This is a genomic window from Thalassoroseus sp. (assembly GCF_984380535.1).
In genome coordinates, this window is the sequence record NZ_CFHRBF010000003.1 from 1 (window position 1) to 11,680 (window position 11,680).

An 11,680-nucleotide genomic window follows, 5' to 3' on the forward strand; every position below is an offset into this window, starting at 1 on the left:
CATGACCCAATCCCAAAAGTAATCACACGTGACCATGAACCGTCCAGGTTCATGGTCATTTCATCGAACAGTATGTTGACTTCGTAAACGTTCAAGCCTCTCTCCGAACCGGTCGAGGAAAGCTATTGGGTCTTTGGCTCCACCCTCACGCCACAGCCGAAATAACCATTTGCCCTCATCGCTTGATGAAACATTTCGAATGAGTCCTTCGATATTCGCAGGTGACATGTCCAGTGCCTTAGAAGTCGACCCACTTAGTGCCGTGCGGGCCGATCCTTCTGGTTGGAGGTCTTTTACGAAGAGATAAATCTCTCTCGGTTCTTCCCCATCACACCCCGCTAGCGAGTCCAAAACGTCAGCTGGTTTGCAGCCGCTTTCTTTCGCACCATCGACGGCCGAGTATGTGGCTTTGACTCCAAGCCTAGATAATTCCCTCTCTACATCCTTCCAAGTCGGTTCCGATGCCGGAGCGGGCCTTGATGGAGAGGGGTTCTTATTTTCGGTTTCTCTTTCCGGTTCATCTTTCCGGTTATGTAGGGTCTGATGCCCTCCCCCTCCTGGCTTCAAGTCCGCCCCCCCGTGGCCTGATGCCCGGGAGGGGGTGGCTTCATGCCCGCCCGGTTCTTCGTTCTTTTGTGGCAAATAGTCATAGAGGTTTGACCAAACAATCTTGTAGCTGTTGGACATCCGTGAGCCTTTGTACCGTTCCTCAACGACGTACCTTTCCTCAACGATGAGCAGATCCAACTCGCGTAGGGCAGCGATTGCGGTTCGCACTGTTCGCGGGTCGACTCGAATAACTTCAGCCATCAAGTCAATCGATGGGATGGCAAGTCCATTCTTGCCAGCGTGACGATCGATGCGTTGCAGTACTGCAACCATCACAGCCCCGCTGACCGACCGCTTGCCGTCAGGCATTGCGGGCGATACCCCCACGCGATGGCTTTTCGGCAGTCTGATCTCTTCAAGAATCGTCCGCCGTTTTTCCCGATCATCTTTCGGTTTTTCGGTTTCGAACAGGGCGGGCTCAGTCTTCGGCTTGACTTTGCCACCTCGCTTTTTGACCATACGTAGAGTGATCCTTCATTGGGTGGGATCGGGAGTCCGCAGGTCACGCAACACGCCTGCGGATTTTTTCGTAGACGGTTCAGCCGATGCCGATTTCGTCGAGCTTCTTTTCAGCCGCGGACGATCGCTTCTCGGCCCGCTTGGACGGCGTCGACTTCGGGCCGGTCGGCTCATTCATCCCGGCAATAAAATCGTCGAAGTCATCCTTCATCACGTACCGGCGGCCGGCGATGATCACGCTCCGCAGCTTCCGGCCCCGAACCCCATTCAGGCACCACCGCCACACGGTGGAAACGTGGACTTTGCACAGATTGCCGATTTCGTTGAGCGTGTAACGTGGTTGATGTAGATCGACCATCAGGTTCCCCCGCAATGGATTCAAAGAATGCAACTGCGGGGGATCCTATGATGGGATCGAAATTAATTCAGTACGACTTCAGTACTCTTTTAGTACGCTTTTAGTCCGCTAGCTAAAGTGTGGGGGGCGAATCCGGCCTGAAGTAACCGCCAACTTTTCGGTCGTTTTCGATCAGCCCGTAGTCCATGAGTTGATTCAGACCGCCACGACGATCTCTGCCCCCGTAGAGCGTATCTCGGCTTCCGACATCAAGTCGTGTTTGCAGCCGGTCCGCTGTTAACGCCCGCCCTTCTAATTCGGCGAGGATTTCACGCTGTAATTGTGAAAGGATAAGCTTCTCAGGCTGGGATCTGACTGGCTTGCGTTCGCCTTCTTTGAGGTATCGATCTACTAGCGACGACTCAATTTTCAAATTCCAAGATTGGTCACCCTCGAACCCCCAACGGCTTATCCATTCAAAGATCGCTCGTGCTATCTCTTCCCAATGCGATTCGACGAAGGCTTCATCGAAGCTCCGGATCCGAAATCGATAGTCGAACCAGTCACGAAGCCGTTCTGGAACTTCTAACTCTTCTGCGTCCTCAACATGGCTAAGCCGATCGGAAATTCCGTCGATCAATCTTTCTGCGTCCGCCCACACTTTCAGGTGATCGGATTCACCGCCTGGATATTCGACTCCCGCAGATTTTCGGGCGGCGAAGATAAGCGAATTGACAAAAGCGACGGCTCCGCCTGCGGCGTCAACGTGTTGGTAGAGGTGAACAATCTCTTTGGTGCATTGCAGGATGGACGCCTTCAAGAATTCCCGGGATTCGAGGACCACGGGCGATACGACCACATTGTGTATGCGGTCGAGATGCTTCCCAAATGTCGAAATTTCTGCGTTCACGGCGGCGAAAGGTTCAGCCGCATTGCTCTGCACATGGGTTGGCGATTTGCCTTCTACCATTGGCCACTGTCCTGAAAAGTGGCGTCCTGTAAATACAAAGAAAACGCGGCAGCCGGTACAGGACCGTTCCGGGGTTCGCCGGCGATGATCAGTCGCCAACTAGCCGCGTATTCACTCTATCAAATCATGCTCACAATTCACCCGAACTGGCCCATGTATTCCACCGCTCGGGCTCGGTCACGTTCAGCGTAGATTTGGGTCACGTCTGCGTTCGCGTGTCCGCAGATCAGTTGCGAGAGTTCCAATCCTCCGTGCTTGCGGGCCTTCGTCGCGGCGTTGTGTCGGAGTTGGTTCGGACTCCAACAATTCGCCGCTCGCCAATCCGCAGCGAGTTTTCGCCGACGTTCCTTCTCATCGGTGGGAAGTCCCGCGGGCAGCCGTCGCAGATCGTCGGGCATGTCGAAGGCGAGCTCGCAGGCCCGCACGATCGCACGCCGGTAGGAGTCCGGGCGGTAGCTTTCGGTCGGCTTCCGAACTCTCGCCCCACCGCGACGGTTTCGTTGGCTCGGTGGAACTGAAGACTTTCGGTTCTGGCGTTGTTCGATCCGGCGTTCCTCTTCCGCCTCCGATGGCGAAAACAGATACGCTTGCTGATCGGCTTTCAGAAAATCCGCGAGAATCGCTTGTCCCTGCGGACCGATATAAATCTCCCGACCGCGGCCGTGATGCTCCGTCTTGTGGGACTCCGGAACGTAGATCCACACCGGCCCGGTTCGGTCGATGTCGATCGTTCGCATGTTGACGACCTCTCCCGGCCGCATGCCGCACAGCCGTTGCAATTCGATCATCGCCCAAACTTGCCGAGAGACGAACGGCCGCACGGCATCGACAAGGGAATCGGCAACGGGCGTCACGCCGTCGCCCTCTGGGACTTCGGATCGGCCTTTTTGGAGTCCGGAGACGGTTTGGAGTCCGTGATAGATGGACGCGGGAACCAGTTCGTTTTCCCCGCCCCATTTGAACATTTTGCAGATGCAACCCACATAGGCATTGATCGTGCCCCGTGTTTGTCCGTCATCGACCATCGTCTGTCGGCAGGCCTTCAACGCCAAAGGTCCGAAGTCGGTGGCGAACTTTCGCCCGTAGAGAGTTCGGACGGGACCAAGAGCGGCCTTGATCTTGGGGATCATGCTCGTCGGTTGCCCAGCCTTGCGATAGTGGGCTTGGCAATGCTCCCAGTAGGCGACGATCAATTCGTTGACTGTGAGAGTGATTTCATCGGACTGGGGGATTCTCCGGCCCGCAGCGAGCCATTCGGCAATCAGCCGGTCATATTCGGTGATGCTGGCTTTCGAGTTGTGCGGCCCGAGATAGAAATCTCGACCCGAAATCGTGACCACTGCTTGACCACTCGGTTTGTGCTTGCGGTACTTCGGGAGTCGGGGCTTATTTGGCATGGTGCGGACTTCTGAAAAGCTGAATCCGGTATGTACCGGATTTCGTTCAGGTTTTCAGGCCACACTGCCAATTCCCGGCAGGTACACAAGTCTTTAGTTCGGCCAGAGTTAAATCGAATGATCCCTACTGGACTCGAACCAGTGACCTCTTCCGTGTGAAGGAAGCGCGCTAGCCAACTGCGCCAAGGGATCGGGTTGGTGTAGGTTAGCGGGTTAGTTGGGAGAACTCAAGGGGTGCGGATTCAAATTGGCGGAGCTCGTTTTTCGTCTTCCTGGCGGAGATGTTCTCTGCAGTTAAGCGGTTTGACTGGGGTGTGACTTGATCTAGGAACTTACTGTTTGTTTAGTTCGTTCTTAGCGGTTTCTGGATCGAGGGCTGGTAGGCCGTTGATGCTTTGGGTGTTTTTGTTGGTGCGATAGACTTGTAGTTGTTCAGTGCCTTTGTTGATGGCCCATTTGTCGAGGACGTCTCGGTCCTCTTGATATTCGAAGCGGGGGACGGCGTATCCGCAGGAACTTGATACCCGGTGAACTTGGATGTGGATGATGGCACGGGTGCCGACGTTTGCAGGAAATTTGTCGATCAAGGTGGCGTATTGCGTCTGCTCCGGCGTGAGCAAGGTGCCGGTACCATGTAGCCGCACGATCTGAGGTGGTCCGTCAAACGCGCAGAACATCAGCACGATCCGTCCATTCTCGCGAAGGTGAGCGATGGTCTCGACTCCGCTGCCAGTTAGGTCTTGGAAGGCAACTTCGCGATTGCCGAGGATACGAAACGCGTCTCCGCCCTTCGGGGAACAGTTGACGAATCCATTTGTGCTCGCAGGTGCGGTGGCCACGAAGAAAATGTGCTGCTTTCGCAGCCAATCGGCTAGTGGTTCGGTGATAAACTCGTGGACTTTGCCCATGATGTATGCTCGGGTTGGGTAACGTTCAGTGCTCAGGATATTCGTCGGACACGCGGGAATCGGTGTGGTTCGCGGGTAGCGAAGCATCATGAGAGTGTCACGATGATTCCCTCGTGCGTGTACCTGCAGTCTCGCGTTGGCGAGAATCTGCGAGTTCCGGGAACTTGTTGCGATGTTCTGCGTCAGGTTTCTATGTTTCCGTTGACTTTCCGGGAGAACGTGATGAAACATTGCTCGGCGATTCTAATTCTTGCGGCGTTCTTCTTGTACTCAAGTAACTCGACGAAGGCGGCGGTCTTTACGCAGAACACCGGTGCTTGGCCGAAGAACTGGCCGGCGGAGTTAGAGCCGTTTCGTGCGAAAGCGACGACATTGGGTGTGGGGACAGGAATTCAAGAGAACATCTACACGATCCCGATGGAGACGCGTGCGGACTTCGAGAAGATATGGCCTTTGCTGCTGAAACAGACGACGCCGGGCTCTCGTGTTCGACTGTTGGTCAAAGGGCAACCACAGCACCCCTCATGGGGCGACTTGCTAAAAAACGACAAGCCCGCCGTTCGTATTTATGCACCGTTGGAGGGGTGGGCGTTGAATCCCCAGTTGGGGCTGGCAACCGAAGAGTTGGAACAGCGTCATCAAGAATTGGTCAAATCAGGGCAACTCATTCAGGCGACCGCCCCTTGGCCGAAATATGTATTCCGCGAAGATGGCAGTTTGCCAGAATACGTCGTTTCCTATCTTGATGAGAAGGATGGTCGGATGAAGTGGAAGCCTGGAACTCCTGGCGAGAACGGGGTGGGATTCTACAATCGGGCGCGTGTCGATCTCGAGTTGGTCGTCGATGCAAAGATCATTGACCTGAATCGGATCCGGTTCCCGAAACACGTTGTGATTGTGGACGAACGTCCGTAAATTTCACCACGTAAGACTTAATACACATCTCGTTGATAGCGATGGTTTTCCGCTAGTTTCGTAACGTAGGCGGCGGCTTCCGCTGCGGACATCTTGCCGTGCTCGGACACGACTTGCTTCAGAGCGGCGTCGACATCGTGTGCCATACGCTTGGCATCGCCACATACGTAAAAGTGAGCCCCCTCTTCGAGCCACCGGAACAACTCCGCACCCGCCGCGAGCATCTTATGCTGGACGTAAACCTTCTCGTCTCCGTCGCGTGACCACGCTAGGTCTAAACGGTCTAGGCATTTGTTGTCGAGAAACGTTTGTAGCCAATCGCGGTAGAGAAAGTCCGAAGCTTCGTGTTGATCGCCGAAGAACAACCAGTTCTTCCCGGTGGCCCGAGTGGCAAAGCGTTCTTCGAGGAATGCCCGGAATGGAGCGATTCCGGTTCCTGGTCCTACCATGATCACCGGCTTGGTCAAATCGGCAGGAAGGCGGAAGTGGGCCGACTTCTGTAAGAATACGCCCACAGTTCCACCGGGGGAAACGCGATCGGCCAGGAAGGTCGATGCGACACCTTTCCGCAACCGTCCATGGGCTTCATACCGCACTGCACCGACAGTGAGATGCACTTGCTCGGGGTGGGCCTTCGGACTGGATGCGATGGAATATAGCCGTGGCATCAATGGTCGTAACGAGTCGATCAGAGCTTGGGGATCGACGTGGGGGGCGAACTCGATGAGCAGATCGATCAAGTGTCGATCGCGAAGCCAGTCATCCTCGATAGGCAGGTCTAAGTTTTGTCGGACGACGGGGGTGAGCACACATAAGTCGACCTTCGTCAACAATGCGGCTCGTAAGGGAATGTCCTGCCCTTTGAACTTGACGATTTCCTCCCCGGTGAAGTGACCAGCTGTCAATATGGCTTCGACTTGCTCGCCGCAGTTCACCGGCCATAACCCCAGGGCATCGCCAACCTCGTACTCCATTTTGGAGCCAGCCAGACTGATCTCGACATGATTGACTTCTTTTGCCGAATCCTCGCCACTGAGAGTCTGCACCTTAAGAAGAGTCGCAGGAAACGGGTTCTGCTTGGACCAGTTGCCGGGAGTCGTTTCCGTCGCGGTTTCGGCTTCATCGACATCGAGAATCTGCCCGCCGGCCGCCTCGGCAACCTCGATCATCGATTCCGCGGCGAAAACATTTTCTTTCCAGGTCGCAAAGTCGTCATCGTAGTCGACATCACAGTCGACACGCTCCGCCAAGCGTGTCGCACCGAGTTCGGCAAGTCGCTCGTCGATGTCGATCCCGGCCTTGCAGAAGAATGTATAACTGCGGTCGCCCAATGCACACACACTATAGTGTAGATTTGGTAAGGACGGCGCGTTCTCGCTCATGATGAAGTCGGTAAACTTCTTGGCGTTGTCCGGTGGATCACCTTCACCAAACGTCGAACATAGAATGAGCAAATGTTTGATTTCGCTGAGTTGCTCGAAATCGAGACTGTCTAAGGCCAAGACATCAGGACCAAAACCACGATTGCGGGCGGCCTTGCGAACGTCTTTCGAAAGGGCTTCACAGTTCCCGGATTGCGAACCGTAGAGAATCGTCAGAGCGGCTCCCGGTGTGTCAGTCGCAGCCTGCGAGGACTTCTGAGCGGACTGCACCGACTTCAGTGCCGAGAGAAAACCTTCGACGAATTGCCGTTGTTCCCCAGAAAACGGAGCATCAACAGGGAGTGTGGATACGCTCATTTCAATTCCACCTTCGTTGGAACAATTTTCGCCGGACAAATCAGAGCGACAGTCTCACCCAAACTTGGTTTCGAACTTGACGGTAAACCGATTTTCTTAGCCGGTGTGAGTCGCGAAGAAATCTTGATCGTCGAATTATCACGGACTAGGAAACGTTATGATTTTGAGTCTACAGACGAGGATTTACAGACTTGTTGATACTTCTTGATTGACCCCCGCCATTGGGGCGGTGTTCCGACCGAGTTCGGCGGCTTGGTCGGAGAGAAACAGGTCGCGGAGTTCTTCATCGTCGTGACGTCGTGTGAATTGGAGAAACGTTTCTCCATTCGTGCGGAGCTGCAGATACGTGCCGATCATGCCTGTCAAAAAGTGATTCAATTCGTCAAATGCAACCGGCCCGCATAGATATCGACCGATCCCCTGATCGTGATCGCTGCCTCCACCAATGAAGACTTGATACGCTTCGCGTCCGTCTTCCGTCGAAGCGCCTAGTAAACCGATGTCACCAATATAGTGCTGAGCACAGCTATTGACGCAACCGGTGAGGTGAATGTTGATTGGTTGATCGAGTTCAAACCGTTCCTGCAGATATTGAACGGCCGCCCAACCGTGTTCTTTCGTGTGACTTGAGGCATACTGGCAAGCGAAACGACCGGTACATGCGATGACTCCGGTGGCGAAGGACGAAGCCCGAACGTCCAGCCCGAGTTCGCGGACGGCATCGGTCACTGCCGGGATGTCGGAGTCGCTGACGTAGGGGATTAGTACGTTTTGCCAGACGGTCAAGCGGACGTCGTTGTTTCCGTAAGTCTTGGCGATCTGTGCCAGTCCCCGCATCTGAGCGACCGTGAGTTTCCCTACTGGCAATGCAATCCCCACGTAATTCTGTCCCGGTTCAACCTGGGGATGCACGCCGATATGTGCTTGTCGGTCGATTGTTCCACGGGGCTCGGTGGCGTCTTTCGGAAGCCTGAGCAAATCGAAAGGCATTCGCTCTTCGCAAGCAAGAGTGAATTTCTCGTGTCCCCAATCGTCGAGGATGTATTTCAGTCGGGCCTTCTTGCGGTTCGTGCGATCACCGTTCTCAATGAAGACTCGCAGCATCGCAATCGAGACATCACGGGTCTGCGAGGGTGTACAGGCAAACCCGCTGGACTTGGCAAAATCGGTGTGTCCGGTGATTCCGCCGAGGACAATACGACAGACGATGCCATCCGGCGCGACCTTCGCAATCTCAGGATGATTTTGGAGATATTCGTCTGTTAGCTTGTAAGCGTAAAAGCCAATATCATTCGTATCCGCGACTGACGAGATGATACCGCCCCCGTCAAACGCGATGTTGAACTTCCGGGGGATTCCGTGCAGCGATGGTGTGTTGAGAATATGGTGATGCAACCGAATCGCGTAGGGACTGAGGTCGATCAGTTCCTGCGGATCGAAGCTGGCGGTCGGGTTGCATGTGATATTGCGGACACTGTCGGCACCCGAGCCTTTGCATGTCAGTCCGAGATCGTAGAGGTTCTCTAACAATCGAATAATGTTCTGCGGTGGGATTTCTCGCAGTTGGAGGTTGCCGCGTGTGGTTACGTGGCTGTACCCGCCTGCGAGTTCGTCTGCCATCGTCGCAAGTCCGGCAAACTGGTCGGCGGTAAGTTTGCAGGCGGGGATTCGCAAGCGACACATGAACCCCGGTTGAGCGGGCTGCACATTAAATAGACCGTTGTGCTTGATGTTGAAGACGTCACCGCCTTCCGGCATCTTGGCCTCATCAGCGATTTGCTGCATCTTTGGCCAAAGCTCGAACGGTGGCGTTTCGAGCTTGATCCGTTCCTGAGTGCATAAATCCTCGTAAGGCGTGCCGAAGACGCTCGGCGGGCTCGCGTCCGAAGTCGCCGGAGGACTGAAAACGGCCGTCAAATCGAGTTGCTGCAATAGATCTGCAAGATACTTGCGTTGCTCGACTGTGAAATCTTCGAGGGGAATACTATCCATCGGGACGCGGCTACTCATCAGTGTTCACCTCGATGTCGATTCGAGCGAATTAACTCCAAACACCCAACCAGAGCACAACTGATCGTTCCATCGAGAACACCAGTTTGAACGTGAATTTCGAGACGCTTGGGGTGACAACGCAGTCACTGTTCGCAATCAGTGTGCCAAGCTGCGGAGATACTGCGAAACCGCTTGAATTACGGATTCGACGTCCTCATTTGTTCGCAGTTTGTGCCGGGAAAACTGTCACCGCTGCATACTTGTTGGGCAGATGCGGACCTTTTTGTCCAAATATCAATCGGCCTGAAGTTACGATTCAGAAAAGAGTCGGATCACGTCGGGAAGACGGGCTAGCAGTGTTGGTCCGGTTATGTCGATTTTGACTTCCTTGCGTAGTGAGACAGTCTGAATTCCAGTCCTTCTGACTGCTTTTCGTGAGATCTATTCCGCTTTGGTGTCGATGTGTTTTGCGGTGTCTCCGGACGCTTCCTACCCTCCGCAAATTCTTACTCATTCTAAAATCTGTTGCCGACACCAGATGAATGTCGGTTCTGACAGGAGGTCAGTATGCCCATGCGACATTGGCTCCTCGGCGTCGCAGCGACGCTAAGCGGAGGAGTGGTTGCCTACGCAGAGGTCCCGCCAGCACCAGGTTTGCCAGAGACCGAGGAATCGGTCACAGCGGACGATCAAGTTCTTGCGGATGAACAAGGCTCGATGGAAGATTCGGCGACTTCGATCAATTCGACGCCAGTCGCCCAATACCCGCAGCAATCGGTTCCCGCGAATGCGAATGCACCGAAACCGAGTGGTACGGTGCAGCCTTGGAAGGGGCTCTTCTTCGACAACAATTTTAGTTACAAGAACAAGCCCGGTGCACCATATCTGATTGGCGAAAACTGGAAAGACGTCCCTCTGTTCACATGTGGTGACGACGACTGGACCATCTCGATCGGCGGCGAATTTCGTCACCGCTACCATGATGAGCGGAACCGATTGGTTCCCGGTGGTCCCGGCTTGAGTTCGTACAACTTGCAGCGTTGGCGTCAGTATGTCGATGTCAAAGCCGGCGATATGTTCCGCGTGTACTTTGAAGGCATTGATGCGTCACAGTTCGGCGAGGAGTTGCCGCCGACGCCAATTGACGTCAACCGTTGGGACGTGCAAAACGCCTTTGTAGACATCAATTTGGGTTCGTATGATGGCCAACCGATCTGGTTCCGTTACGGACGGCAAGAGCTTCTCTACGGTTCTCAACGATTGATCTCGCCCTTGGATTACGCCAATACCCGCCGGAACTTCGAAGGTTTCAAAGCGTTTACGAAACTCGGCGATTGGAAAATCGACGCCTTCACCGTGCGTCCTGTGAATGCGGCGACCGGGCACGGGACCGTCGAGCAATTCGACAATGCTCCCGATTCTCCCGACCAAAGCCGAACGTTTCAGTCGGTCTATGCCACGTACTCCGGGTACGAGGACAACACGTTCGACTTCTACTGGATGTGGCTGAATGAAGACGACGAAGCCGCACGTCCCGCCCGATTCCCGGATGGCAATCGTCATTTGATCGGTATGCGTTGGGCCGGTTCACAAGCTATGGGACCGGGAGCTTGGAAATGGGACAACGAAGGCGGTTATCAGTTCGGCGACGACGAATTCGGCGAAGACGTGCAAGCCGGGTTCGGAACGAGCAAACTGGATTACGTCTTCACCGATATGCCCTGGAAACCGACCTTTACCGGTTTGTTCTGGTATGGCTCAGGGGATGCGGATCCGAACGACAACAAGAACAACACCTTCGTGCCGTATTTCCCACTGGGTCACGCCTATTGGGGTCTGATCGACAACCTCGGCGGTCCGAACTTGGTGGACTACAGCTTGCAGGCTTCGATCCAGCCGCACAAGAAGGTGAATCTCCTTTTCGCGTACCATTGGTTTGACTTGGCAAGTGACGCCGACGTTCTCTACAACGTGGCCCAAGTTCCACTCGGTCGGCCGGTCGGTGAAAGTGACATCGGACAGGAAATGGATGTCCTTGTGAACTACGTCTATAACCAGAACTTGGCGTTTCAGTTGCAGTACTCGGAATTCTATTACGGCGATTACGTCGATGCCGTGCTGCCACGAAACGACGCCCGTCAGTTCTTCATTCAGTCCAACGTCCGTTACTAACCTTGAGTTCACGCGACGTGGAAACCTGATACGACTTCAAGGCCGTCTACCTATCTGGGTAGGCGGCCTTCTTGCTTAGGAATTTCGCAGGGTGCCCATTCCAGTCGCACGAATGCAGGACATTCCGAGACGATAGCTCCCTCTGCAGTCACGAAATTCAATTGTTTTAACCACTGATTTCC

9 protein-coding genes and 1 tRNA gene are annotated in these 11,680 nt (G+C 54.5%); 2 read left to right on the forward strand and 8 right to left on the reverse strand.

The features are described from left to right. Positions 1-60: 60 nt before the first annotated feature. From AC5DDB_RS04665 to AC5DDB_RS04690, 6 genes are all read right to left on the reverse strand, one after another. On the reverse strand, positions 61-1,068 hold the full coding sequence (locus AC5DDB_RS04665) for a hypothetical protein (RefSeq protein ID WP_491738524.1): 1,008 nt from the start codon (positions 1,066-1,068) through the stop codon (positions 61-63). A 79-nt stretch (positions 1,069-1,147) separates the two neighbouring features. Beyond that, complete coding sequence (locus AC5DDB_RS04670; protein WP_491738525.1) at positions 1,148-1,426, reverse strand: DUF1580 domain-containing protein; 279 nt, start codon at positions 1,424-1,426, stop codon at positions 1,148-1,150. A gap of 112 nt (positions 1,427-1,538) precedes the next feature. Then, positions 1,539-2,375, reverse strand: coding sequence for a hypothetical protein (locus AC5DDB_RS04675; protein ID WP_491738526.1), 837 nt, complete (start codon positions 2,373-2,375; stop codon positions 1,539-1,541). A 137-nt stretch (positions 2,376-2,512) separates the two neighbouring features. Beyond that, on the reverse strand, positions 2,513-3,772 hold the full coding sequence (locus tag AC5DDB_RS04680; protein ID WP_491738527.1) for a site-specific integrase: 1,260 nt from the start codon (positions 3,770-3,772) through the stop codon (positions 2,513-2,515). A 118-nt stretch (positions 3,773-3,890) separates the two neighbouring features. Then, a tRNA-Val gene (locus tag AC5DDB_RS04685) sits at positions 3,891-3,964 on the reverse strand. A gap of 140 nt (positions 3,965-4,104) precedes the next feature. After that, positions 4,105-4,770, reverse strand: a complete 666-nt coding sequence (locus AC5DDB_RS04690) for a pyridoxamine 5'-phosphate oxidase family protein (protein WP_491738528.1) — start codon at positions 4,768-4,770, stop codon at positions 4,105-4,107. 132 nt (positions 4,771-4,902) lie between these two features. Here AC5DDB_RS04690 and AC5DDB_RS04695 point away from each other — a divergent pair, with 132 nt between their 5' ends. Further along, a complete protein-coding gene (locus AC5DDB_RS04695; protein WP_491738529.1) occupies positions 4,903-5,595 on the forward strand; it encodes a hypothetical protein in 693 nt (230 codons plus the stop codon). A gap of 17 nt (positions 5,596-5,612) precedes the next feature. Here AC5DDB_RS04695 and AC5DDB_RS04700 read toward each other — a convergent pair whose 3' ends face one another. Both AC5DDB_RS04700 and AC5DDB_RS04705 read right to left on the reverse strand, forming a co-directional pair. Then, positions 5,613-7,334 (reverse strand): sulfite reductase subunit alpha, encoded by a 1,722-nt coding sequence (locus AC5DDB_RS04700; RefSeq protein ID WP_491738530.1) that lies wholly within the window; start codon positions 7,332-7,334, stop codon positions 5,613-5,615. Between the two features lie 183 nt (positions 7,335-7,517). Continuing rightward, positions 7,518-9,344, reverse strand: a complete 1,827-nt coding sequence (locus AC5DDB_RS04705; RefSeq protein WP_491738531.1) for a NirA family protein — start codon at positions 9,342-9,344, stop codon at positions 7,518-7,520. 555 nt (positions 9,345-9,899) lie between these two features. On the opposite strand from AC5DDB_RS04705, the gene AC5DDB_RS04710 reads away from it, so the two are divergent. Beyond that, positions 9,900-11,498 carry an alginate export family protein gene (locus tag AC5DDB_RS04710; RefSeq protein WP_491738532.1) on the forward strand — a complete coding sequence of 533 codons (1,599 nt, stop codon included), beginning with the start codon at positions 9,900-9,902 and terminating at the stop codon, positions 11,496-11,498. The last annotated feature ends 182 nt before the right edge of the window (positions 11,499-11,680 follow it).

What these genes read in the sequence shown, in the direction of transcription:
- AC5DDB_RS04665 (WP_491738524.1), bottom strand. Translation starts at nt 1,068, where the DNA reads ATGGTCAAAAAGCGAGGTGGCAAAGTCAAGCCGAAGACTGAGCCCGCC.
- AC5DDB_RS04670 (WP_491738525.1), bottom strand. Translation starts at nt 1,426, where the DNA reads ATGGTCGATCTACATCAACCACGTTACACGCTCAACGAAATCGGCAAT.
- AC5DDB_RS04675 (WP_491738526.1), bottom strand. Translation starts at nt 2,375, where the DNA reads ATGGTAGAAGGCAAATCGCCAACCCATGTGCAGAGCAATGCGGCTGAA.
- AC5DDB_RS04680 (WP_491738527.1), bottom strand. Translation starts at nt 3,772, where the DNA reads ATGCCAAATAAGCCCCGACTCCCGAAGTACCGCAAGCACAAACCGAGT.
- AC5DDB_RS04690 (WP_491738528.1), bottom strand. Translation starts at nt 4,770, where the DNA reads ATGATGCTTCGCTACCCGCGAACCACACCGATTCCCGCGTGTCCGACG.
- AC5DDB_RS04695 (WP_491738529.1), top strand. Translation starts at nt 4,903, where the DNA reads ATGAAACATTGCTCGGCGATTCTAATTCTTGCGGCGTTCTTCTTGTAC.
- AC5DDB_RS04700 (WP_491738530.1), bottom strand. Translation starts at nt 7,334, where the DNA reads ATGAGCGTATCCACACTCCCTGTTGATGCTCCGTTTTCTGGGGAACAA.
- AC5DDB_RS04705 (WP_491738531.1), bottom strand. Translation starts at nt 9,344, where the DNA reads ATGAGTAGCCGCGTCCCGATGGATAGTATTCCCCTCGAAGATTTCACA.
- AC5DDB_RS04710 (WP_491738532.1), top strand. Translation starts at nt 9,900, where the DNA reads ATGCGACATTGGCTCCTCGGCGTCGCAGCGACGCTAAGCGGAGGAGTG.